The following is a 26,033-nucleotide window of genomic DNA, read 5'->3' as shown; positions in this document are numbered from 1 at the left end:
TCGTCTATTCTACTCTATTCATTTGTCTTTTCTCCAAAATAAGGACAACCCCTGAGGGCATTAAGTTACTAGACAAAATCCAAATCGAAAGAAAATGATATCACCTTTTCCGGCTTATTATGAAAAACGTAAGGTCGACTTAGAACCATTTTTTTAGATATTACAAGGTCGATGATGTCTCAGCCTCTTTTTTCTACTATCCTTTTCCTACTGTCACAGCCTAATGACTCATGTTTACTTTACTTCAGTTGAGCTAACAAGCTGATAAACTCCTAAATTTCCATCAGCTGACTCTTTTACTTTATGAATACTGTTAAATTTTTTGTATTTAACAGATCCATCTCCGTATGAAATCTCATACTCTTCTGTTGTATACACTTTATACATAGGGCCATCCATTTTTGTTACTTTATTTACTTTAAAGCTCAACAAATCTTCTGTAATGCCTTTGTTGATTAGATACGCTGTATACTCCTTTTGCTCCTTGTATTTTGGCCCATTTGAATCAATAAAAGGCTCTGCAATGGAGAAGTCTTCACTGTTAATCGAAGAAATTGTAGCATACATATACTGTTCAATAAAATTAGAAACTTGACTTGTAGATACTCTAGAACTAGAATCGGCTTTTGAATCTTTGGCAGCCGGCTCTTCTTCTTTGGTAGCAGTTGACGCTTCTGCCGTACTTTCCCTATCAAAGTTGAGCGCAATGTCTTTCATTCCTTTTCTGATTGAAACCTCTTCTGTCTTCTTCTTCCCAGAATCAAAATGACGTTCGGCATATATTTTCACCGAACCATCCAGAGGCAGCGGGCCTAGATAATCAACATTTCCAATTTCTGTATTAGTATCTTTTCCATTCACAAACAGTCTCGCATCACTATAGTCAGAGGAAAGATGTACAGCATGGTCCGACCAATCAAAACCTACATTCAATTCTGTATCGTCTGTTCCTTCAACCGTTTGTTCATTTTCAACTTTACCATATTCGTTTTTAATTTCACCTTTAATAGTATGAGTGCCTGGCAAGAACGGTCCTATCTTCTTAGTAGAATTACTATTAATTGTCCCTGCTTTTTGGTCATCAATGTAAACCGCTGTCGCATCTTCTGTAGACTGAACTTTGGCATATACAGAATTTACTTCTACGGTGTAATGATCAAAGATTCCCCATTTCTTTCCATCTTGTTCTAGCTTAGCGTATGAAGAGTGGCCTTCACTTGGGACATCTAATTCAAGATCTTTACTATCTGCCGTTAATCCTTCCGAGATTGACTTCATTACATCCGGATTTTCATGTAAATATGTAATAAATGCTTTTGTTTGTTCATCATTTGCTTCTAGTTGAATCTGGCCATCATTTACATATTTTTTTGCTTTATCAACGTCATTGCTCTTTACCGCAGAAATAAATCCTTCTGACACTGCTTTAGGTGCCATCATCGTTTTATCGATTCCGTAGTAAGTGCCGCCCAATATAGCTGCTGCTGCTATAGCTGAGATTGTAATCACCTTTGTTTTTTTACTCAACTTTTTAGACGTTCTACTCTCTTTCGTATGCTCTTTAACGTTACTTTTGCTGCGTTCGGAAACAACAGGTTTATCTTCTTGATTAAATTTATAACCACATTTAACACAAAACTGCTGATTATCATTTAATTTTTCACCGCAATTTTTACAATATTTCATTTTATTATCATTCCTTTAAATAATTATTATTCAAACCTTAAAATATATATTTCTATAATTATATTCTTCACCTTATAGACTTTCATTATCATTAAATTTTATTTCTTCTCCTGGCTCTTCTTCCATTTCTTCTCCTGGCTCTTCTTCCATTTCTTCTTCTGGCTCTTCTTCCATTTCCTCTTCTGGCTCTTCTTCCATTTCTTCTTCTGGCTCTTCTTCCATTTCTTCTTCTGGCACTTCTTCCATTTCTTCTTCTGGGCTTTCCTCTGGATTTTCTACTGGATCCTCCTCTGGGTTCTCTGTCGACTCTTTCTCTTGGCTTTCCTCTGGTGCTTCCTCTCGATTCTCTGTCGCTTCTTCCTCGGGGCTTTCCTCCGGATTTTCTGCAGCCTCTTCTTCTTGTGCTTCCTCTGGATTTTCTGCCGACTCTTCCTCGGGTGTTTCCTCTGCATTCTCTGCCGGCTCTTCCTCTGGTGCTTCCTCTGGATTTTCTGCAGCCTCTTCCTCAGGGCTTTCCTCTGCATTCTCTGCCGGCTCTTCCTCGGGGCTTTCCTCTGCATTCTCTGCGGCCTCTTCCCCATTAAAAGGGTATCCACTAGAATCTCCGCTTTCATTTTCTTCATCATCGTTTAATGGTTTATTTTTCTCAGCTTCTCCCCACGCCTTGTGTGCTTCAGCAGCATCGAAAGCATTCTCCACCCCGATTGCGATTGGACCTTTTTCTTCAGATTCTTTTTCCGGCTCTGGCAACTCCCCGGGCTTAGCTTCCCCATCTAGTTCATCTGAATCCTCTGGCGCTTCTTCCTCTTCCGGTATACCTGGATCTTCTGGCGCTTCTTCTTCCGGTATACCTGGATCCTCTGGCACTTCTTCTTCCGGTATACCTGGATCCTCTGGCGCTTCTTCCTCTTCCGGTATACCTGGATCTTCTCGCGCTTCTTCCTCCGGTATGCCTGGATCCTCTGGCGCTTCTTCCTCTTCCGGTATGCCTGGATCCTCTGGTGCTTCTTCCTCTTCCGGTATACCTGGATCTTCTCGCGCTTCTTCCTCTTCCGGTATACCTGGATCTTCTGGCACTTCTTCCTCCGGTATACCTGGATCTTCTGGCGCTTCTTCTTCCTCCGGTATACCTGGATCTTCTGGCACTTCTTCCTCCGGTATACCTGGATCTTCTGGCGCTTCTTCTTCCTCCGGTATACCTGGATCTTCTGGCGCTTCTTCTTCCTCCGGTATACCTGGATCTTCTGGCGCTTCTTCCTCTTCCGGTATACCTGGATCTTCTGGCACTTCTTCCTCCGGTATACCTGGATCCTCTGGCGCTTCTTCCTCTTCCGGTATACCTGGATCTTCTCGCGCTTCTTCCTCTTCCGGTATGCCTGGATCCTCTGGCGCTTCTTCCTCTTCCGGTATACCTGGATCTTCTGGCGCTTCTTCCTCTTCCGGTATACCTGGATCTTCTGGCACTTCTTCCTCCGGTATACCCGGATCCTCTGGCACTTCTTCTTCCGGTATACCTGGATCCTCTGGCGCTTCTTCTTCTTCCGGTATACCTGGATCTTCTGGCGCTTCTTCCTCTTCGGGCGTACTTCCATCCTCTGGCACTTCTTCTTCCAGTACAACTGGATCCTCTGGCGCTTCTTCCTCTTCCGGTATACCTGGATCTTCTCGCGCTTCTTCCTCCGGTATGCCTGGATCCTCTGGCGCTTCTTCCTCTTCCGGTATACCTGGATCTTCTGGCGCTTCTTCCTCTTCCGGTATACCTGGATCCTCTGGCGCTTCTTCCTCTTCCGGTATACCTGGATCTTCTGGCGCTTCTTCCTCTTCCGGTATACCTGGATCCTCTGGCACTTCTTCTTCCGGTATACCTGGATCCTCTGGCACTTCTTCTTCCGGTATACCTGGATCCTCTGGTGCTTCTTCCTCTTCCGGTATACCTGGATCTTCTGGCGCTTCTTCCTCTTCCGGTATACCTGGATCTTCTGGCACTTCTTCCTCCGGTATACCTGGATCTTCTGGCGCTTCTTCTTCCTCCGGTATACCTGGATCTTCTGGCGCTTCTTCCTCTTCCGGTATACCTGGATCTTCTGGCACTTCTTCCTCCGGTATACCTGGATCCTCTGGCACTTCTTCTTCCGGTACAACTGGATCCTCTGGCGCTTCTTCTTCTTCCGGTATACCTGGATCTTCTGGCGCTTCTTCCTCTTCGGGCGTACTTCCATCCTCTGGCTCTACAGCTTCTTCCGGCAAACCTAGATTTTCTGACTCTACAGCTTCTTCTGGCATCCCCACATCCTCTGGTGACACAGTTTCTCCTATTGCCCCCTCATGATTATTGTTTTCCATCCAACCATTAAAAAGATTCTCATTATCTCCTATATTAGTCTTATCAGCAACAAAACTATCGCTTAACTGTTCATCAATGTGATCTCCACAGCTAAGGTTTTCTAAACTATCAGATTGTAGTTTTTCCATAATCTTATCTGCCCATCCCTGCACAGCTTCACCTACAAACCCTACCACTCCATCCTTTAATTTATCTCCTAAAAATCCCCCTATTGACTTAAATACTAAATCTGCGTTTTTAAAATTGAAGTTAGGAATTTCTGGAGTAATTACTCCAGAAGATTCATCCTTAAGAAATTCACCAAATTTTGCTCCAAAAGCTGCCGCGTTGTGTTTTAGTGCATTAAATACGGAGCCGTGCTCCTTTACTTCTCTTTGTGCATATGTAATAGCCGCTTGTATAGCAGAAGTAGGAATGCTTACAGGCACGGTGTGTAGTAAACTCCTTTGTATTGCTTTAGATGTAAACTGTGCGGTGTCTAATATGGCTCTAAAATCAGGATCATAGGCATCTTCTTTGATTCCTCTCACAATGGCATTTTTTAGTTCGCCACTTTTATAAAGATCATATACTCGCTTATACCTAGAGAAAGGATTCCATCTCATCGTTGATTTTTCCAGCCAACTACTAGCGGTTTATCAGGAATAATAGTAAGATTCACAACACCCTGGTTTAGTAATAAGCGAACCCATTGAGTAACTCTATAGCTTGCATCTTCTTGACTATAATTAAGGTTCATTTTGAATTTTTCAATAATGATGGCAATTGGAACATACCCATGAGAAAATGCCCAAACCATATAAGCTTCATATGGAAGGAATTTACTTTCTCCATTTGTGACATCTAATATTTTGTATTCCTTATTATTTTTGGTTCCAATTCCTATCCCTTTAGGACTTACTGATAAGACAAATTGTTTATTAACTCCTAGAGATTCCGGCCACTTCATTACTACTCTTTTATCCATCAGCATTTTAACCACGCTTATTATTTCTTCTAATTCAACAGAAAAAAGTTCTTTACTATCTTGGATAGTTAATACTCCTTTTTTAAACGCTACCCAAGCTGCATGCTCTTTAGAATTTAAAGTCACTACTTTATTAGCTACCATGATTAACATGTTATCTTTTTCTCTTATGCTTGTTGATTCATATCCTATTTCATCGCCTAGGCTCACAATGTTTGTGTTGGCAGATAGTGAATTGGAATCAAAAAACTCGGTATGAATAGTATCTGCTATAACTTTTTCATTCGCATAATACTTTTCCGCTTTCCCAAAGAATTCAATATTCCATAAATCTCGTTCAACAAGTATAGGAGCAATTCTTATCACTTTTTCAATAGCCTTTTTTTCGTCATTGTTTGAAGTATTTGCAACGATTTTTACAACATCAGCAATCGTAGAAGTACCTACAGCAGCTCTCCAGACCTCATATTGTTCTTGATTTAATGAAATACTTCTTTTTGGAAAGAAACTCGAAATAATCCACTTATCTTCTTTAGAAGAATAGTTTAAAAAAACACCATTTTTTGAGACATTATGTTCTTTCATTTGTAATATTGAATTTGCATCCCACTCTTCAAATAAACGGTGGTTTTTAAATTTTAATTTTATTTGTTCAAACTCTTTTGCGTCATTTACTACATTATTATTAATACAGTTTTCCGCCCAATTATTTATGGTTCTTGACGCTTTTAGCTCTTTCCATCCTTTGTATTCCTTTTTAGTCATCTGCACTAAATCAAACAAGGACCCTACCGCAAAAATCGCCTCTCTTTTCTCGTTCAATCTAAAGCATCCTAAATCTCTTCCAGTTGCAATAATAAACGATTCAATTTCCTTTTTACGTTTTTGAAATATAGTTAAAATCCCCACTCGATCACCCCATAATAATTTTCTAAAAAAAAAGAACAATATACATTGTTCTTAGTTAAATATCAGATTGATATAAAATAGGATAAAATAAGAATGGCTCACCTTGCGGAAGAGAAACTACACATTCCCCAATACCTAGATTTACAATATCCCAATCTTCTATTACGTTTCCGTCGACAATTTGATCTTGTACGCCTTTATTTGAATTAGATGATAAAAAACTTACTTTCCTTTTCACATTTCCATGTCTTTGAGCAAAAAAGGAACGGCTGTTGGAATCAAAAAGTCTAAAAGTAAAGATAGTTCCAAATCCACTTAAGATACTGTGTGCAAGGTAATGGCCATATTTGTTTTCTACCTGTCCAACATTTTGAATTCCGGCTATTACTTTTACGCCAAGTGATCTTCCAAAGTTCAATGCATTATCCATATAATTTAATTTTGGAATTAATGGAAACTCATCTAATACAAAATAGACATTTCCTTCTGTTCTAGTTCTTCCCAAGACTTCTTTCATCGCTAAATCTAATAGTACCGTGTATATAGGTTCTAATATGTTACCGTTAGCTAAATCGTATTCTAAAAATATAGCTTTTCCCTCTTTATTTGTAACAGCTTCTCTAATGGAGAAATTACCAGCTTTAGCAAACGAACCGCTAAAGATTTTATAAATAGTTTGATAAAGATGCACGATGAAGCTTTGAGTTGTTGAACCCCCGTCTTTTTTTATGTAATTTCTAACCCATTTGAACTCAGGGGATTTTAAGAACATATTGCGCAAATCTGTTTCAGTTGTTGATCTCATAAACTCTAACAGCTGCTCGTGATCCCAACTTTTTATTCCTTCTTCCATTTGCTGAACATGAATGGATAAAATAGCAGCAAAAATGTCTCGAGCTCCCATTCCAAACACTGGCGCCTGTGATTTTTCAATATCTTCTTTGAATAAAGATGAAGCTATTTCACGAATTGTTTCTTCACGTTTTTCCTTAGGTGTCACCAAAATATCTCTATAGATATTCCAATTTCCCCCTCCTTCGTGTAAGACACTATCATTTGAAATAACAATATCACCTGTTCGGTAAAACTCTTTTAGGTAATCACCTTTGGCATCAAATACAACCATTACATCATTTTCACTCATCGTTTTCCTGACAGCTCCAACGATATGATTCATTGTATTTGTTTTCCCACTCCCAATTGCTCCAATGGTCAAAATATGCCTAGCTAACAAATCCGCATGCAGTGTAATACCCGTATGATGTTGACCTCTTATACCAATTTTGGCTTTTCCCTTATCAATAACCGTGCCTGAAGAAAGAGGCAACAATTGTTGCCCTTCCATCAGTTCATTATGAAGATATGTCATTATCCAAAAATCTCTTCATCATTATCTTTTGTTACTTTAGAACCGCAGTTTCCACAGAACAAATCGTTACTTTCAACAGGATGGCCACATTGACAATATGAGGCTGCGGAAGGCGCACTCACTTTTTCTTGAATTTTGCTTCGCGTTTTATCAACAGTGGTCGCAAGTTGAGATCGAACGATTTCTCCCTGTGACACTTGCTCACTTCGTTTCCCCTTTAATTCTACTTCATTCCATTTTTCAATCGCGTGGTCTCCCATTACTTGAATATCTTGAATCAATGCACCTAGTTCGCGAACCATTGTTTCAGTATGTCTGCCTGGTCCTGCTGCAGCGACAGCCATCCAAGCGTGATTTCCACCTAAACCTAACGAACTAAAAAGAGACCCTAATATACCCGTTCCTTGTTCAACCGACACTCCAATCGCACTTGGAGACTGATTACTGGCAATAATCTGAAGAGCCATTTGATTCCCTGGATTCGTAATCATTTTATAAATTAAAAAAGCAGGCCATAATAAACCAAACAATAGAAATGTACTGAGTCCTGATAGATACATAGAATTCGCCATTTGAGAAAGCAAAATAAATACAACAATTAAAATAATCGCCAATACGAGTTTTCCTATACTCCAGCCTCGTCCATAAAAAGAATCGATTCCTGAGACTTGATCAATTTTCACCTCTCTTACAAGTAAACTTCTTCCTGAAACACCGCTTGCTTCTCCTGAAAAAATAAGGCGTCGATTTGTTGCAATTAAATAGCCGTTCGACTTGGGCTTTTTTAATACAGAAGCTTCGTACTTCCTGACAACCCTTTCACCATCTGCTAAAGCCAAACCATTCACATAATTCATTTGCTTCCTCCTTTTAATTTCTTTATATACATCACTAATATTTTAGTGAACATACATCCCAATCTTTTGCAATGAAACAAATATAAATTCTCTTCAAAACCTAAATATACAAATTTATAACAGTTTAACAAGCTATAAGACCTAGTCGTTCAAAACTAACTTTATTCCACTCTCATGAAAAATATGAAAAATTAACTATTTTATTTTATACAAAAAATATTTTTAAGTAAATACACTTCTTGAATTTTTTCTTTTCATTTCCCTTGGAATGCGTATTTGTAGTATATTTTCATTTAAAAACCTATTCTAGAAGCAGTATTGAGTAGAAATACTAGCGGTTAAAAAGTCGGGGGATTTTAGACTGGATTTTTAATCTTACTTAGTCCGATAATTCGCCATTATTGAAATAGATACGATTTGAACGCTTCAAATATCCCGTGTCCCTTCAATAATTCGCTTCATGCATAGTTATACTTTTTTACTTTGGGCTTTTATTCCCCTTACTATCACCAAAGAAGCCATCATAATCGATGGCTTCTTTGGTCAGTATATCCAGTCTCCAAACATCTTTTTTAACTCTTCTTTCCCTCGAATATCATATAAATCGTTTATTTGTTTAGACTATATCAAACTCATTTTAGAAGCCGAAAAATTAGCATCTGACGCTTACATATGAAAACAATTTATATTCATCTATACTCATTGCTATAAGGGATAAAACAGCATGTATTTAAACGGATCGATGAAGTCATAAATAATGCGGTCCATATCTATAAAAAATTGCATAAACAAAGGTTTTACTCCGTTACTCAGGCTACCTTTTTTTCTCATGCCGAAGCATACAGCTGCCGTTATCGCGAAATAATAAAGAACTTGCTGTCGTAAGCGAAATCGCTACCATGATATCTATCTACCAAGACCCTAACACCAAACAAACCCTTCTCGGTTTGCTGTATGAAGATATTCTAAACATGCATCACGCGCACTGTAAATGTATGGAAAACGAACACATTTCTCTTAGTAATTAATATTTAAAAAGCTGTACGGAGGCGCCTCTGCACAGCTTTTCTTATATACTAGCTATCTTTTACACGCTGAAACTGGGTATGCCTTATTCAACCGTGATAATCTCCTGTTTTTACATTGACATTGACAATATGCATTCCAACACCATCTATTTGTTCGTATACCGTATAAAACCCTTGGTTGTTATCCCCTTAAAGCTTTTCATATCTAATCGTATCTACTGAATCTACGTATTGTTGTCCATTCACCATGTCTGCTTCAAATGCTTCTTTTAGGCCAGGAGCCCACTCGTAGAGGTCATATATTTTTTCTGTGGACTGAGTTACAGTAGAATGCTCCTCTTTACCAGTTGCCGTCTGTTCTTTCTTTACCTTTTTTCCTATTTCAGCTGTATTGGTTTCCTTCAACGCTTCTCCCGCTTGCTGAATATCACTATAATTATCTGAATATTCATTTAATAATGTTGTAAGCTTGTCGTTAGAAGCCTTTTAGTTCGCCTTTTTCGCTAATGCTTCCGCTTCTTTTAATAGTTGTTTGTAGGTTTCTTCTGTTTTCTTTGAAGAAGTCATTGATCTTATCTGCTCTTCAGCTTTTGCGTTAATCACTTTAGATCCAGTTTTATATTTCTCAGTCTTTTTCAACGCTTCAAGCCCTTCTTCTACTCTATTATTTTCTATATCTTCATTTGCCTGTCGAATGAGTGAGAATTGCTCTAAATAGGCCTTCGTCGTTTTGTCGCTCGATTGTCCTCTACTGATAATTCAAACTATGCTTCTGCCTTTGCAAAATCATTTTCAGCTACGGCATCGAGACCTTTTTCAATGTTTTTTGATAATCGTTATTCCCTGTTTCTTTGGTGGTGCATGCTGCTAGTAATAGAACAACTGTAGCTACAACTATTGCTTTTTTAATCATAAATGCCTCCAAGAAAAGCTATAGTTTGTATAGTGAAAGAAGAAAGTCCCCCGTGAAACAACAATCTATTCAACGGAGACTTTCTTCATTTACTAGGTTCTGTCACCGCCTGTTTATTGTGTGTTTTTTAGTATTTGTTTACTCTTTCTGAATTCACATGCAGTCGTAAATCACACTTAGCCTATGAGTTAGTAATTTTATTTTACTGGGCTTTCAATTTGTCCCTCAGACATTTTTCCTTCTTTCACTACCTGTAGTAAGATATTTCTGTATGGCTTTTGAAATTTGAAGCGTGTGGCAGGCAAAAAGTATCTGCAGCTGCTTGTAGATACTTCCAGAAAAAATATGGAACATCATGTATAGCCAAAATTTAATAAAGGTTAGAAGATACTGAATAAAACTGAACACTGTACTCAATAGACGCTGAAGACTATTGAATATGCACTGCTTTATCTAATACAAACTAAAAACCTAATACATCTTTTCTTGATTCAGGAGTTTCAACAAAGAATGAGGGGTTTGCCTTCCACTTCTCAACTAATTGTTTTCCTTCATCCCAATTATCATCTAAATAAAATTTAGAACCTACATAGGTGAAAGTACCATTGTTTATATTAAAGTGGTGTGTACTAAACTCCCAGCCAATAGGGCCTCCGTTCCAATAATCAACAAGTTGAATATTGTTATTTCCTATTGATTTAGGACGTACTGAAAAATTTAGTTCTTGGGACACTTCATTTCCCTGCATGAACTTAGCTTTATTTAACTTTCCACCTTTCATGTAATAAACGGGTCCTCCCTCTGAAACACTAGCTTCTCGTGTTGAAAAAACCAAAAAATCTGGTTGATTTTTCGATCCAGAACCAATAGTAAAAATCATGTTTCGCGTCTTGTTGTACTGATAATTTGAAATTTTAGTTTCTTGGAGATAAACAAAAGTACTTCCCTTAGGTTGAATGCCAATTTGATAATTACCTTCGTAAATTTCATCTCCTTCACTAACTGCTGCCCAAACATCATCGTAGCTTGCGATCCACTTTATGTCTTGGATGGCTATTACATATATTTTGTATTGGTTATCTTCTGTATCTTTAAAAGAAGTAGTAAAGCGCCCTCGCTTCTCAGCTTCTTTCAAAGAGATTTTTTCACCTGTTATGTTAACTGATGAAGTTTTACTAACAGTGATTTCCATTCGACCACTCTCGTTTCCATATTGATCCTTTGCTGTAAGACTAATCTTGGTTCCTGCCTTTTGCTTAGCAATTTTAATTTTAAACTGCTCATTTTTGTCAGCTACTCCGCTACCAATCTCCTTTTTTCCAACTTTTGCCGTAACATTAGCGTTCACTTCTGCTGTGCCTGTTATGAACATTGTTTGGTCTGAGATTTTATTTACTTTTGGTTTACTTGGTGGAGTAGTATCCTTGACAGTTACTACACTTTCTTTGCTCACATTTCCCGCACGATCTTTTGCTCTTACAGATATTTTTATTCCTAGCTTCTGCTTGGGAATTTTAAACTTAAACTTTCCGTATTTATCAGCTATTCCGCTACCAATCTCTTTTTTTCCAACTTTTGTTGTAACCGTTGAATTTGCTTCCGTTGTACCCGTTATAGATATTGTTTGATCAGAAATAGGATTTACTTTGGGCTTACCCGGTGGTTCTTTATCCCATATTTTTAAAGGGATTGATCGTAAACGCTCTTTATAAAATAAAGAAAGCCAATGAGCTCTAAGCCATCCTCTTTCACTTCCTTTATAGTGATAAAATTGCTGTTGTCCCAATTGAACACCAAAGTTCCCAATTTTATCTTCTTTAAAAACGTGATCAATAACTCTAAAATTATATTCTTTTAACTTTAATAGTTTCTGTTCACTTTCTCTCTTTGCAGAATCTAATTCACTAGATTGTATAAAAAGTTGAACACCAGGAGCGTTAAAAGTCTCTGCATACTCAAAATTATTATTTAGTTTTTCAGGAAAATTGGCCGTATAGCCAACATCAATAATATCTGGATAACCTACTAGATCCGGATTACCTTGAATTTCTACAGTAGCCCTCTGTGCTAAAAAGCCACCTAAAGAATGTCCTGTCAAATAAAATTTAGAATTTTTGTTTTTATTAACGATTTCCTCTATGAGTTTGCACGCTGGTTTTAATTGAGATATTTCAGTATAGTTTAGAAAAACCGCCAAAGCATCGTAAGAAATATCTGATAACTTTTCTTGCGTTCCTCTAAATGCAATTACGATGTCATCTGTAATAGGATCTTTAAAAGCTGCACCATAGAATCCACCTGTGTTTTTCCCTTGAATAGCTATTACTTTCCATTCTCCTACATTTTTATCTAATCTAGGTTTAATAAGGTGATTAAATTCATTTAACTTTTTTATTTTTTCATCTCTTTTTTTAAAGTCCTTTAAGCTATTTATTTCTAATTTATAATTTGCTATCACTTTCCGCGAACAATAATTGATATTTATATTTTTACATTCATCTAAATTTTCATATACCAAATCACTTAACAATAAATGACGGTCTGATGAAGTCTTTCCATAATTGACATTATCCTGTTGTGAGACTGCACTCCCACTAAGAGGCATTAGTATTACAGCTAAGCATAATACAATTAAACTTAAAATATTCTTTAACATTGTACCCATAATATTCTCCTTTATTGGTAATTTAATAATTAATTAGAACTATTATACTATTTATAAAGCTGTCATTATACTTATGTTTTAAATTTTTCATAAACTTTAGTACCACCATTCAATGGCTAAACTCATAAATAAAAAGACTTACGATAAAATAATAATAATTTTATTGAGCTTTTTCCTAATCAATTGAAAGTTTCCATATTTTATTTCAATAACCAAACTATTTTGTACCTTAACTATCTTGTTTTAATTTTCAGAATTGTTTATACTCAATACGTCTTTGTTTTTTTAGAAAAGCAATGGAGGTGAATTTACAGCACGGTCTATACATACTGAAGGGGGATTTTTTTATGTTGAAATTAATTGGGGTTTTGCTAGTGGCAGTAGGATTTTTATTTCGTCTAAATACACTGCTTGTGGTGACTGTCGCAGGCATCGTGACAGGCCTTGTATCAGGCTTATCGCTCCATGAAGTGATTACGATGTTCGGCCAGTTTTTTGTAGATAACCGCTATATGTCTATGGCTATTTTACTTACTCTTCCTATCTTCGGCGTATTAGAAAAATACGGGTTAAAGGAACAAGCGGAAGTATTAATTAAAAAAGCCAAAAACGCTTCTTCTGGAAATGTTTTACTTATATATCTTTTTATCCGTGAAATCTCAGCCGCTGTCGGCTTAAATATCGGAGGGCATGCTCAATCCGTGCGTCCGTTAGTGGCACCTATGTCTGAAGGCGCAGCTCGCGCCAAGTACGGAGAGCTTCCTCCTAAAGTTAAAGAAGATATACGCGCCCACGCAGCCGCAGCTGAAAATACGGGCTGGTTTTTTGGAGAAGATATCTTTATCGCAACGGGTGGAATTCTTTTAATGAAAGGATTCTTTGACTCCGTAGGCATTCACGTTGACGTCTGGGATATGGCGCTTTGGGGTATTCCAACGGCCATCGCAGCGCTGCTGATCAGCGCCATTCGCTTCCGTCAGTTAGACCGAAGAATCCACAAAAAAATGACGAAGCACAAACCAACATCATCTTCTAAGACGGAGGCGAGTTAAATGAAAAGCATCCTGACGCTTGATACGATTTACTACTTACTCGGCATTATTGTCGCTTTTATTGCGATTCGAATCGCACGCGATCACAACCATCCGAACCGTTTAGGATCTTCATTATTCTGGGCGCTGTTTTCCGTTACGTTTTTATTCGGCAACGTGATTCCGCCTTTTTATATAGGATGTTTAGTTATTATCATGGTGCTGCTTGCTTCATTCAATCGTGTGACTAAGTCCAATGAAGCCGAAACACCGGCTGAAGAACGTGTGGCTCACGCGCAGCGATTAAAAAACAAAATCTTTTTACCTGCTTTATTTATTCCTATTTTTACGATTATCGGCACCCTTCTTTTTGGCAAAATTAAATTTGGAAACTGGGCATTAATTGATCCAGAAAAAGTCACGTTAATTTCACTAGCAATCGCAGCTGTCATTGCGTTTATCGCTTCAATGGGCGTCACCAAAGCAAAAATGGACGTACCTGTTAAAGAAGGAAGCCGCTTGCTTCAAGCAGTTGGCTGGGCAGTTATTTTACCGCAAATGCTCGCAGCGCTTGGCGGCATCTTTTCAAAATCAGGCGTTGGAACAGTCGTATCAGATATTGTAAGTGATATACTGCCGACTAACTATGCGTTTGTGGCTGTGCTTGCTTACTGTTTGGGGATGCTGCTATTTACGATTGTAATGGGAAATGCCTTTGCTGCGTTTGCCGTTATTACTGGAGGTATTGGACTTCCGCTGATTGTACATATGCACGGAGGTAATCCAGCGATTATGGCAGCGCTCGGCATGTTTGCTGGCTACTGCGGAACACTTCTTACGCCAATGGCAGCCAACTTTAACATCGTACCTGCTATGCTGCTTGAATTAAAAGACAAAAACGCCGTGATTAAAGCGCAAGTACCGATTGCTTTATCCGTGTTTGTTGTTAACACATTATTAATGTATTACCTTGTATATCACTTTTAAAGGAGACTAGTAGAATGACAACTGTATTACTAACTGGCTTTGAACCATTTGAAGGTGAAAGTATTAATCCGTCGTTAGAAGTGGTAAAAGCTTTAGACGGCGTAGCTGTTGAAGACTATCACATTATTGCTAAGCCTCTTCCTACTGTGTTTGGCGAATCAATCGCAAAGCTTCATACGTATATAGAAGAAATTAGCCCTTCTATCGTCATTTGCGTTGGACAAGCAGGCGGCCGAGAAGGAATTACGGTCGAACGCGTTGCCATTAACGTAGACGACGCGCGAATCCCTGACAACATCGGCCAGCAGCCGATTGACCGCCCTATTATCGAAAATGGCCCCGCCGCATACTTTTCGACACTGCCCATCAAAGCAGCTGTCGAAAATCTGCGCAAAGCAGGCATTCCAAGCAGCGTCTCTCAAACCGCTGGAACGTTTGTCTGTAACCACGTGTTTTACGGGCTCATGAACATGATTCAAAACTGTTGTATTAAAGGCGGATTTGTTCATATCCCTTACCTTCCTGAACAAGCTGTGAATCATCCCGGGAAAGCGAGTATGTCTTTGGATTTGATTGTGCAGGGGTTGCTTAGTGTGGTGAAGACGACGATTTTGGTTGAAGAAGATGTTGTGGTTTCGGGCGGGGCTACGCATTAAAATCCTATAATACTTTATATAAAAGATGACCTTACTTCATGTGGTAAGGTCATTTTACGTAGGAGAACCATTTCACTGTCCCTATATTCATTGTTCTTAAAGCAGTGATAAACTTATAACTTCAAGTCAATATTTCTACCTAAATGCGGCTGAGCGGCTTGCTGAAGTGCTTTTACATTAGAACTGTTGATTAACTCCTTAACAGCTTCTCCTTGCTGTTCGGTGTTTCCTATTGCCATTTTCATGACTGATAGAGAAGCTTGCTGTTGGACTTTTCCTTGGCTTAATGACATTGACATAAGTGCGATATTCATATAACACCACATTTCTTCTTCTAATGGACAATATAGGATAGCTGTTTTTCTAGAAAATGAACTTCACTCTTCAATTGATTATTCAATCGATCAGTTGAATGAGGAGTCAATTCATGATTAAAAGCATACTCTGCTATCTTTTTCATTTCGTAGAGCTTCATTTCTATCTCTTCTAAAATACGGTCTTGTTCTTTACACCATTCAAGCTGTTGTTCAAGAAACTTCTTATGTTCCAGCTCATCTTTTCCCATCGGTTCCTCCACTCAGATTGTTTTAAAATTGAAATGTTCGTAATTCCTCTACAAATTAATATAATGCCCTAACTAATTTACTTGTCTCAAATAGATAAAAAGAGACTCTAGAAAACCTAGAACCTCTTTTATATTTAAAATTAACGAAGAAGTTGTAAAACCCCTTGTGGCTGTTGGTTCGCTTGCTTTGCGACTGTATCTTTCGATTACAGAATAGACTATATCTTCATCCATGTTTTGCATGGAGCTGGGCACTTCGAACAGCTTTCACTGCCCTACGAGATTCATAATCCTAGTTTTCACCTTAGACCGTATCCTCTAGTCGTTGAACCTTCTCCAGAGTTTCCTCACAGGAGCTTGGCTGCTGATAATCCATTGTGTTATCTTCATCATTTTCAAACCGTTACGCTTACCGTTTGCAGTTACGTTGTGGTTGATAAAGCTTTAGGAAGTCCCAGCAATTCACCCAGTTATACTCTAGCTCGTTACCAAGCTAGACGCCCTTTAATCAATTACCTCAAGAGTTGTAGAACTCCTTGAGGCATCTGGTTAGATTGAGCCAACATTGCTTGTGATGCTTGAGAAAGAATTGAATTCTTTGTTTGTTCCATCATTTCTTTCGCCATCGTGCGAACATTTATTTTCATAAATGACTAGACTATATCTTCACCCTCATATTACAGTAGGGGTCGGGCACTTCGGATTCACAATACTGATGGTTATTGTTTCACCTATGGATTTCATCATCATAGCATTTGCCTTAGATGGTCTATCCTAGTCGTTGAACCTTCTCCACTTTTTCAAGACAGGAGCTTGGCTGCTGATTGCCCAATCTTTTCTTTTTTCGCGCCATCACGCTTGTCATTTCTAACTACGTTGTGGCAAGAAAAGCTCTAAGGGGTTTCCAGCAATTCACCCAATAATAATCACTAGCCGTTACCAGCTAGGACGACTGTGCTTGTAACTGCTTATGCAGCTAAAACATAATCTACGTCACGGATGCGAGATTCCGCTGCAGTTAGGTTTTCAGAAGACGTATTTAAGTTATTGATAGTGTGATCTAAGCGATTTTGATATGCCCCTAGTTTAGAACGTTCTCCAGAAACTTTTGCAATTGCTTTATCAAGTACCTCAATAGCATTTGTTGCATTAGCATGAGTTGATACATCTAATCCAGATTCAGTTGAACTGCTGTCTGTTCCATTACTTACTCCAGCTTGTGCTGTGAAAGAACCCGTAGTTCCACCTGCTGGAGCGTCTGCACCAGTTGCTGTTGCATTTGTTGTAGCATCTTTAGTTAAACCTAGAGTAGCCGAATCAGCATTTGCTGTAATGTTTACAGAAGCAGATGAGCCACTTTTTGAAGACTCAATTGTAAACCCTTTACCATCTTCTGTTTTTGCAACTTTAAAGGTTTCTCCTCCATTTGACGTTCCGTCATACACTGCATCGATATCACTTTGTAACGCTTGTACAAAATCATCCATTGCAACTGGTGTTCCTGAACCATCTAGACCATCAACATTTGTTAGGGATACTGCATTCCCATTCAAGGTAATACTTGTAGCTGAAATGTCAGAATTAAGCAGTGCTGAGACGTCGCTTCCTTCTAATTTCGGCGCTGTTGCTGCCGCTGGTGTTCCCCCACTTGCCGTAGAAGCTTGACTAATTCCCAGTGCAGATGCACTCATGTCACTAATATCAATTTGAAATGCCTGACCCTTATTCGCTCCAATTTGAAGGGTGGCTGTGAAAGAGCCCGTAGCTCCACCTGCTGGAGCATCTGCACCAGTTGCTGTTGCATTTGTTGTAGCATCTTTAGTTAAACCTAGAGTAGCCGAATCAGCATTTGCTGTGATGTTTACAGAAGCAGATGAGCCACTTTTTGAAGACTCAATTGTAAACCCTTTACCATCTTCTGTTTTTGCAACTTTAAAGGTTTCTCCTCCATTTGACGTTCCGTCATACACTGCATCGATATCACTTTGTAACGCTTGTACAAAATCATCCATTGCAACCGGTGTTCCTGAACCATCTAGACCATCAACATTTGTTAGGGATACTGCATTCCCATTCAAGGTAATACTTGTAGCTGAAATGTCAGAATTAAGCAGTGCTGAGACGTCGCTTCCTTCTAATTTTGGCGCTGTTGCTGCCGCTGGCGTTCCCCCACTTGTTACTGCTGATGATTTACCACCATCCAATACTTTCTTTGTATTGAACTCTGTAGTATTTGCAATACGGTTAACCTCAGATGTTAATTGGTTAATCTCTTTTTGAATTTCACCACGGTCATCTGTAGTATTTGTATCATTGGCTGCTTGCGTAGCTAACTCTTTCATTCTTTGTAAAATATCATGTGTTTCAGTTAACGCGCCTTCGGCTGTTTGAATTAAAGAAACCCCATCTTGAGCATTTTTAGAAGCCATATCCAATCCGCGAATCTGTCCACGCATTTTCTCAGAAATCGCAAGACCTGCAGCATCGTCAGCCGCACTGTTAATACGAAGACCAGAAGATAGTTTCTCCATTGATTTACCTTGCGCAGCATTTGCATTGTTAAACTGACGATACGTATTCAACGCCGCAATATTGTGATTAATTCTCATTTTCCTTTACCTCCATATAATTGGTTTTACTTCTTGGTTACATCCTTGTATTCAAGAAGTTTCCTGCTTAATTCATAGTTAAGCAGAATCTGACAGTAATCAAACATATACCTCTAGGAAATATGTTCATACTATATATCGACAGAGCTACTAAGTTGTTTACATTATGAATTCATTTTCATTTAATTTTTTCTATTTATTAGCTAAACAATTAAACACAGTTAGCTTTTGTTAGAAATTATGTATCTTGCTGAGTAAATTTTAGAATCTGTTCAATGTATTAATTACTCTTTCATTATTTAAAAATTGAATAAAAAGGAAAATAAAAGTTACTTTTATACTAATTATAAGGTACTATATTAATTGTATTTTAACTTTTTATGAACAAGAAAGATTACTGTAAGAATGAGGACTTAACCCTATAAATCACTATTACTTATAACTAAGAGGAGAATTATATGAAAAGAAATTGGAAGAGTTCGATGATTACATATTCTGTGGCTGCCTCTTTACTTGTATCTATGTCAGCTTCAGTAAGCCCTGCTTATGCAGCGTCAAGTACTAAAAGTTCATCTGCTGCACCGTCGGTTAAAAAGGTTAATTTGTTTAAACGAGTTAGTTCAAACTCTCAAACTGTAGGTATTGCAAATAAACTGCTAAACAATGAGCTTTACGTTAATAGCAACTGGGCTCCTTATAAATTTAATGGGAAGTTAACATGGAAAGAAAATCCTTATAAAGATGACACCTGGTCTTTTTATTTTCAAAGCCTAGATATGGTCGGCTACTTGACGACTGCCTATGAACAGACTCATTCTCAAAAATACTTAGAAAAAGCACAGTGGTACATAGAAAGTTGGATGAATGCCAACCCTTCTCCTCAAAAGCAAGCGAGCCGCTTTGCATGGAGAGATCACAGTACAGCAAACCGAGTAGTTAATATGGCGCAATTTTTGGACCAATATAAAGGTTCTTCTATTTATAATAAAAGTTTTGAAAATAAGGTATTAAAAATGTTAGAAAAGCACGGCGATTTTTTAATGGACGACAAAAATTATTCGTTTGGCAGTAACCACGGCATCTTTCAAGATCGCTCTTTAATTGAATTAGCGTTACTATTTCCAAACATGTCTCACAGTCAGCAATGGTATAAAAAAGGTATGGATCGCTTGCTTGTACATGTAGAAGAGGATGTAACAAAAAGCGGGGTTCACAAAGAGCATAGTCCTGCTTACCACCTGCTTGTCCTTAATTTATTTAAAAATATCAATGGTTTTATTAAACAATTTAATGTGAAAGAACCTAGACTCACAAGCGGTATTTCGAAAATGGAGGATTATTTAGCATACCTTGGGGATCCATCTGGACAGTTACCAAATTTGGGAGATTCCGAACCTTATGACCTTTATTCTTTAAGCCCTAAGGCTCTTACAAGTGATAAACTTCTATATGTTGTTACAAAAGGCAAACAAGGAAAAAAACCTGACAAAGATATTGTATATACAGATGGCGGCACTGCTGTTTTTAAAAATGATTGGAGCAAAGAAACACCTTTATATCTTTTATTTACATCTGCCTTTCACTCTACTACTCATAAACATGCAGATGATTTATCTTTTCTTTTAAGCTATGGAAAAACAAATTTCTTTGTGGATTCAGGAAAGTACAATTACAGCTATACAGACCCTTACCGAGAATATGTTAAGAGTTCCTTGGCACATAATACGGTAACTGTAGACAAAAAGTCTTTTCCTATAACAAAAGATCAAGTAAATAAATCTAAAATTAATACGTCTGAAATAAGTAAAGCGTACAGCTACGTTACCGGCAGCCATGAACTGTATAAAGGAGTAAAAGTAAAAAGAACGCTTATTTATTTAAAAAGCACCAACAGTATTATTGTGCGTGATGTAATGGAATCAAATAAAAACCATACATACACCGATACATTTAATATTGGAAAAGATGTAGATGTAAAAAAATCTGCAGCCAGAGTGTTCACTCTGACTAGTAAGCTTGATAAAAAACAAATTGAATTAATTCAACTCACGAAAATGAACACTATCAAAAATTATAAAGGCTCTTCTTCCCCTATTGCTGGATGGCAATCTTTAGAGTTTAATAAAAAACTGCCAATTACTCAGCTTCAGTTTACGAATAATAATCAAAAAAATGCTGACTATAAGTTTATCATTAACACAGATACCACAAACGGGATAAAGAATTATACGGTTAAAAGTACCCCTACGCATGATATTTATACAATTGTATTAAAGAACGGGAAACGTACAAATGTACAGGTAAAAAAATAAATACAAAATATAATTATTAAAACCTCTCTAATCAATTTAAGTTTATTAGAGAGGTTTTTTACGTTTCTTTTAAAAACCTTCCCCATTCGTTTTCTATTGTACAATTCTGCCCGAACCGGATTTAAGCTCTGGTCATTAGCAAGTAGCCTATCTGCAAGATTATATAGAGTCAGAAATCAACCATCACCTTTCTTATTTTCATCGCTTCTTCTCTCCAACTTTTAACTTACATAAACAAGACTATATACATAACCAATATAAGCCCCTATCTGTATTTTTTAATTTACTTCTATCGAAATTTGTCGAACATTTTTAGGGTAATTCAACCTATTTTTATGGTAAAATCTAAAAAAGATATTCGTTATATAGTATCATTTTAGGTATTTCGTTCTTTAAAGAAAACAAAGAGTGGTGAACTTAACTTGTTCAGTTAAAGGCAAACCAGTCGAAAGGCTGGGACGCAAAACCTCAGGTCTAAGGTCATAGGACTAGGATGGCTGGGTTTCCTGATACATCAGGGGGTAAAGGAAAACATGAACAATCAGCGTGTTGTTACTGGAAGTATTGGAGCTTCGTATATGAGGCCGCGCATTGTGGCTTTTATTCCGGCGCACAATGAAGAGAAATCAATTCGCGACTGCTTGGCAGGGTTAGGCGATCAGCTTCTTCCGAATAATGTGGAGCTTGATGTGTTTGTGATTGCAGATAACTGTACGGACCGCACAAAAGAAAAAGCGGAGCTGGCCGGAGATGAATTTGATTTAAATGTAAAAGTACTGGTCACTGAAGGTAATAAACAACGAAAAGTCGGCGCGTTAAATACGGCTTGGAAAAAGATATATGGAGATACACTGGATTTATACAATACAACGCTGACGAAATATCAGCAGCTGTATAAAGAGTCGATTAAAGCGATTTTAGGGATGGATGCAGACAGCCGCTTAGCTCCGAAAGCACTCATTAATTTATGGGAAGATTTAATGACGTCGCGAAACATCGGCGGCGTGATGGCAAAATATACGATGAGAATGCCTAAAAAGAAAAGCTCGCTCTCAAAAGATGATGTGCACTACGAGGAAAAGCTCGCAAGCGGCGAGTACGGCGGACCGATAGCTCGGTGGTGGACCCATCAGCAAAAGCAGGATATGGCGAGCTGGCTGTTAGATCTTCAGTACCACGGCGGAAGCACGTATGTACTCGGCGGTCAGGCTACGCTGTTCCGACCGGAAGCGCTTCAAAATATCGTGGAAGAAAATAAGCTTGACGGTCCTTGGCAAAATGACAGCGACGTGGAAGATATGCTTCTGACATGGCAGCTGCAAAAATCCAATTGGAAAACGTTAATCAGTCCAGGCGCTCGCTGTTTCGTGGACTCGATGAGAAGCTATCACACGTATCGTGAACAGCGTAATAAATGGAAGTCTGGGACGGTCGATTTACTGACAAATGGAAACTTGGACGTTAGAACCAAGCATAAAGGAAAGCTGTGGCGTTCACAGATCAAAACGCTTTGTGATTTACTTATTCGCCTGCTGTTTGTTTTATTGTTATCGGCTGCGCTTGCGACCGATCAATTTTACTGGTCGTGGCTTTGGATTATTCCAATTGCGTTAGCTTCTGTCTTAAATATTATGCTCGCTGTCAAAACGCCGATGCACAGGCCGATTGATGTGATACTGGCCGGTCTTTTGATTAGTCCGGAAATTTATTTATGGGTGAACTTGATTACGTTTGGTCAAGTATGGATGGAAAGGCTTGCTGCGAATAAAAAAGACGGCTGGGCGAATCAATACAACGCCGAAAACGGGAAAACGCGCAGTAAATTAGGGCAAGGGATTTTAACGGGCTTTGCGTTTACAGGCATGATTGTTGTCCTATGCATTTATTTCCGTGATTACTTAACGAGTCCTTCTGTACAGCAAGCCATTTATCCGTACTTAATGAACGGGTGGATTCTACTGACGTATTTGACCATCTATCAGTCTCTTTATATGTTTTACCAGATTTGGACGCTGCGAAAACGAATCGAAGCTTAACAATAAGGGTGATGCCTCTATGAAGAAGCATCACCCTTGTTTTACAGAAATCTGACTCTTAAATACTCTTCTATTTTCTCTTTCCCAACTGGTTTACTAAAAATAAAGCCTTGAATAAACGGACAGTCATGCTGCAGTAAGAAATCAAGCTGTTCTGTTGTTTCTACACCTTCTGCGATGACTTTCATGTCAAGTGCATGTGCTAAGTATAATAGACTTTTTGTAATCGCTTGATGCTTTCCTTTATCACCGATGTTCTGGACAAAGGTTTTATCAATTTTCAGTACATTAAACTCTAAATCTTTCAGGTGTGACAAAGAAGAAAAACCGGTGCCAAAATCATCTAAAGCGAAGGTAACCCCTATTTTTTTTAGTTCTTCCATCACTTTTTTTACATGTTCTTCATGTTGAATGATGGAGCTTTCCGTAATTTCAAATTCAATAAATGAAGGCTGTATTTCGTATTTTGCCAGCGTTTTTTCTACGTACTCCACAAAATCCCGTTTTAATAATCGTTTGGAAGGTACATTCACAGAAACCGGTACCACTTTTTCCCCTTGTTTCTTCCATCGCTGCAGCTGCTTACAAACATGTTCTAATACCCAATCGCCAAGATCAATGATCAAATTGGTTTCTTCCGCTAAAGGAATAAAGTCTCCTGGCGATACACGGCCCCATTCTGGATGATTCCAGCGAATCAACGCTTCTAAACTATCAATCTCTCCGCTTTGTGCATGAACTTTTGGCTGATATTCAATAAAAAATTCGTCTTGAAGAAGTGCATTTCTTAAGCCTTTTTCTAAATGATAACTTTTGTATGCAGCGCTATCCATTAATGGAGAATACAGCTGCCAGTCGCTTCTCCCTAATTCTTTTGCGCGGTGCATGGCAATATTTGCATTTTTATATAGCGTTTTAGCATCTTCTCCGTCATGCGGGTAAATACTGATCCCCATACTTGCTGTTACGTAAAGCGAAAAATCGTCAATCATGATTTCTTTTTCTATTTCTTTAAACAGGATGGCAGCTATTTTTTTACATTCGCCAATTTGTTCAAGCGATGTGGAGCAAACGGCAAATTCGTCTTCACCTACTCTGGCTAATATGGCAGTTGGTTCCAAACGTTCTTTTAGGCGTTTCGCTATGTTCATTAATAACTGATCACCTATATCGTGGCCTAACGTATCGTTGATATGTTTAAAGCGATCTAATCCAAAATGAAAAACAGCTAATGAACCGTCGTTTTCTTTCATTTTACTAATGGACTTTTTCACTTCTCTTTCAAACTTTATTCGATTAGGCAGGTTTGTCAAGTAGTCATGAGTAGCCAGATATTCAATTTTATCTACATACCTTTTTTCCTCCGTTATATCTTCTATAATCCCATCAATACGAATTAAGTTACCATGCTCATCACAAGTAGGGATACAATGGTCTCTCACCCACTTGATTTCTCCTTTTTTCGTTTGAATTCGATAGTGGGGACGAATGGATTTTCCTTGCATTAGTTTTATGTACTCTTTTGTAATGGTCGGCCTATCTTCTGGATAAACAAAAGCTTCCCATAGATGCCTGTTTTCAAGAAATTTTGCAGAGTTCTCTCCGTAGATGTTCAATACGGCATCTGAGCATAAAATCACTTTGTTGCGTGTCACATCAACTGACCATATTCCTGCATCTAAGTTATTGTAAATAGTTTGAAACTGATGCTCTTTTTGTTTTAATTCATTGGTAATCACCTTGGATTCCGTGATGTCATGCACAACGCCAAGCAGCTGTACTACTTTTCTCTTCTCATCAACTACAGCATCTGCTTGTTCGAACACCATGCGCTTTTCCCCATTTGGCCGTATAATCGTATATTCAATTTTATAACTTTCTCCTGTAGCTAATGAATGACCAACTGCATCCTCCAATCTTTTTCGATCACGTGGATGAATAAAACGAGCGCCTTCTTTAAAGGAAGGAACGAATCGTTGGTCATGCTTCACTCCGTAGATTTTATAAAGCTGATGAGACCAATAACTTTCATCTTCCATAACGTCATAACACCAGCTTCCTATGTTTGCTAGCTTTTGTTCCATTTTCAAATGAGTTTCTAACTTAGATAGTTGTGCAAACTGCTCTTGCTCTTTTGAATAATCCCGGCACACTGCATAAACACCTAGTACTTGATCGTCTACGATACTTGGCAGAAGAGTAATACATAAGTGCATTTCATTGTTTGTCTTATGATAAATAGTTGTACCAAATTGAACTTTCTCTCCCTTTAATGCACGTTGAAAGTAAATTCTCACTTCTTCTTGCTTTGCCTCATGTATAAACTCTGTTAACTGCTGACTTTTTTCTTTATAATCATTTCCTATCAGTCTTAGCGCAGCTTTATTGCTAAAAATAACGTTTCCTACACAATCTATAAAAAAGATGCCCTCATTATATTCTTTTAGAAGCTGTGTATTCATACCGTCAAAATGCTTAATAATCTGTTTGTCAATTGACTGTTTCTTCAACTCTCGTTTATCTTGCAAGACGCTTTTCTCCCTCCTTTGTTTGCCTTGTCTCTGTAAATCATTAAATAAAAAACCCCTTTACTTCTTCTTATAAGCTACTATTGGTAACATTCGACATATATTTTACCCTAATTTAACCAAATGAGGAACTTTCGAATCAAATATATAATAAGGGCTCATTAGCGTAAACACATTTGGTAAAATAAAACATATATTTACCTAGTAAAAGGAGGCCCTGAATGAACCACCAACGAAAAAACCTTCGTCTATTTTCTAGAGGTTCGTTTCAAACTCTTACTTTTTTGCTTCTGTTCTCCCCACTTTTTACACGGATGTTTCGAGAAAACGTATTGCTTTATGTCATGTTTTCTTTAATTATTCTCCTCTTTGATCTTATCATTGAATATATTCTCATCAAAAAGCGAGGATCCGTCCCCCAAAGCTATATGGCTTTTTTTCAAACCGTTTGTATGCCGGTGAACGTGTTTCTTTTATGTTTATTTTACATTGCAGGCTAAAAAGCATCTATCGCTAAAGATAGATGCTTTTTATTTTTATATCCAAGGCTTTGTAAGATATATCTAGCAAA

General features: G+C 38.0%; 17 protein-coding genes, 1 pseudogene and 1 riboswitch. Of the genes and pseudogenes, 5 read left to right on the top strand and 13 right to left on the bottom strand.

Going from position 1 to position 26,033, the window contains the following annotated elements:
* Positions 1 to 234: 234 nt before the first annotated feature.
* The 8 genes from BG04_RS16945 to BG04_RS29085 form a co-directional block, all read right to left on the bottom strand.
* Entirely contained in the window at positions 235 to 1,686 is a 1,452-nt protein-coding gene (locus tag BG04_RS16945; RefSeq protein ID WP_034653829.1) for a zinc ribbon domain-containing protein, read from the bottom strand.
* 72 nt (positions 1,687 to 1,758) lie between these two features.
* Positions 1,759 to 4,635, bottom strand: coding sequence for a hypothetical protein (locus tag BG04_RS30315; protein ID WP_052490703.1), 2,877 nt, complete (start codon positions 4,633 to 4,635; stop codon positions 1,759 to 1,761).
* A complete protein-coding gene (locus tag BG04_RS16930; RefSeq protein ID WP_034653833.1) occupies positions 4,632 to 5,906 on the bottom strand; it encodes a hypothetical protein in 1,275 nt (424 codons plus the stop codon). Before BG04_RS16930 ends, BG04_RS30315 begins: the two co-directional genes overlap by 4 nt.
* Positions 5,907 to 5,961: 55 nt before the next feature.
* Positions 5,962 to 7,275, bottom strand: a complete 1,314-nt coding sequence (locus tag BG04_RS16925) for a type IV secretion system DNA-binding domain-containing protein (RefSeq protein WP_034653836.1) — start codon at positions 7,273 to 7,275, stop codon at positions 5,962 to 5,964.
* Positions 7,275 to 8,132, bottom strand: coding sequence for a zinc ribbon domain-containing protein (locus BG04_RS16920; RefSeq protein ID WP_034653840.1), 858 nt, complete (start codon positions 8,130 to 8,132; stop codon positions 7,275 to 7,277). The genes BG04_RS16925 and BG04_RS16920 overlap by 1 nt, the downstream gene beginning before the upstream one ends.
* A gap of 1,217 nt (positions 8,133 to 9,349) precedes the next feature.
* Positions 9,350 to 9,565: a hypothetical protein gene (locus tag BG04_RS16915; RefSeq protein ID WP_034653843.1), complete on the bottom strand. Its 216-nt coding sequence runs from the start codon at positions 9,563 to 9,565 to the stop codon at positions 9,350 to 9,352.
* Between the two features lie 81 nt (positions 9,566 to 9,646).
* Positions 9,647 to 9,799 carry a hypothetical protein gene (locus tag BG04_RS30585; RefSeq protein WP_155276312.1) on the bottom strand — a complete coding sequence of 51 codons (153 nt, stop codon included), beginning with the start codon at positions 9,797 to 9,799 and terminating at the stop codon, positions 9,647 to 9,649.
* A 737-nt stretch (positions 9,800 to 10,536) separates the two neighbouring features.
* Positions 10,537 to 12,738, bottom strand: coding sequence for an Ig-like domain-containing protein (locus tag BG04_RS29085; protein ID WP_051975635.1), 2,202 nt, complete (start codon positions 12,736 to 12,738; stop codon positions 10,537 to 10,539).
* Positions 12,739 to 13,085: 347 nt separating this feature from the next.
* Between BG04_RS29085 and BG04_RS16905 the strand changes: the two genes are divergently transcribed.
* Genes BG04_RS16905 through pcp form a run of 3 tightly spaced genes read left to right on the top strand, consistent with a single transcriptional unit; the run spans position 13,086 to position 15,412 of the window.
* Entirely contained in the window at positions 13,086 to 13,790 is a 705-nt protein-coding gene (locus BG04_RS16905; RefSeq protein WP_016766474.1) for a DUF969 domain-containing protein, read from the top strand.
* Positions 13,791 to 14,756 carry a DUF979 domain-containing protein gene (locus BG04_RS16900; protein WP_034653846.1) on the top strand — a complete coding sequence of 322 codons (966 nt, stop codon included), beginning with the start codon at positions 13,791 to 13,793 and terminating at the stop codon, positions 14,754 to 14,756.
* Positions 14,757 to 14,770: 14 nt separating this feature from the next.
* Positions 14,771 to 15,412: a pyroglutamyl-peptidase I gene (gene pcp, locus BG04_RS16895; RefSeq protein WP_034653849.1), complete on the top strand. Its 642-nt coding sequence runs from the start codon at positions 14,771 to 14,773 to the stop codon at positions 15,410 to 15,412.
* 113 nt (positions 15,413 to 15,525) lie between these two features.
* On the opposite strand, the gene BG04_RS16890 is transcribed toward pcp, so the two are convergent.
* The 4 genes and pseudogenes from BG04_RS16890 to BG04_RS31765 form a co-directional block, all read right to left on the bottom strand.
* Positions 15,526 to 15,726 (bottom strand): YjfB family protein, encoded by a 201-nt coding sequence (locus BG04_RS16890; RefSeq protein ID WP_034653852.1) that lies wholly within the window; start codon positions 15,724 to 15,726, stop codon positions 15,526 to 15,528.
* Between the two features lie 20 nt (positions 15,727 to 15,746).
* Positions 15,747 to 15,977, bottom strand: coding sequence for a hypothetical protein (locus BG04_RS16885; protein WP_034653854.1), 231 nt, complete (start codon positions 15,975 to 15,977; stop codon positions 15,747 to 15,749).
* A 512-nt stretch (positions 15,978 to 16,489) separates the two neighbouring features.
* Positions 16,490 to 16,603: pseudogene (locus tag BG04_RS29820) on the bottom strand (flagellin); the annotation flags it as partial.
* A 342-nt stretch (positions 16,604 to 16,945) separates the two neighbouring features.
* Complete coding sequence (locus BG04_RS31765; RefSeq protein ID WP_034653856.1) at positions 16,946 to 18,586, bottom strand: flagellin N-terminal helical domain-containing protein; 1,641 nt, start codon at positions 18,584 to 18,586, stop codon at positions 16,946 to 16,948.
* 458 nt (positions 18,587 to 19,044) lie between these two features.
* Here BG04_RS31765 and BG04_RS16875 point away from each other — a divergent pair, with 458 nt between their 5' ends.
* Positions 19,045 to 20,898, top strand: coding sequence for a heparinase II/III family protein (locus BG04_RS16875; RefSeq protein ID WP_051975636.1), 1,854 nt, complete (start codon positions 19,045 to 19,047; stop codon positions 20,896 to 20,898).
* A 425-nt stretch (positions 20,899 to 21,323) separates the two neighbouring features.
* Positions 21,324 to 21,408, top strand: a riboswitch (cyclic di-GMP riboswitch).
* 23 nt (positions 21,409 to 21,431) lie between these two features.
* The gene (locus tag BG04_RS16870) at positions 21,432 to 22,934 is read left to right on the top strand and encodes a glycosyltransferase family 2 protein (RefSeq protein ID WP_034653858.1); all 1,503 of its coding nucleotides are present in this window, start codon (positions 21,432 to 21,434) and stop codon (positions 22,932 to 22,934) included.
* A gap of 41 nt (positions 22,935 to 22,975) precedes the next feature.
* On the opposite strand, the gene BG04_RS16865 is transcribed toward BG04_RS16870, so the two are convergent.
* Positions 22,976 to 25,462 carry a sensor domain-containing protein gene (locus tag BG04_RS16865; RefSeq protein WP_051975637.1) on the bottom strand — a complete coding sequence of 829 codons (2,487 nt, stop codon included), beginning with the start codon at positions 25,460 to 25,462 and terminating at the stop codon, positions 22,976 to 22,978.
* Positions 25,463 to 26,033 lie beyond the last annotated feature (571 nt).

It is taken from the genome of Priestia megaterium NBRC 15308 = ATCC 14581, assembly GCF_000832985.1.
GTDB lineage: Bacteria > Bacillota > Bacilli > Bacillales > Bacillaceae_H > Priestia > Priestia megaterium.
Note: the sequence above shows the minus strand (reverse complement) of the source record. Positions and strands in the feature narration are given on the sequence as shown.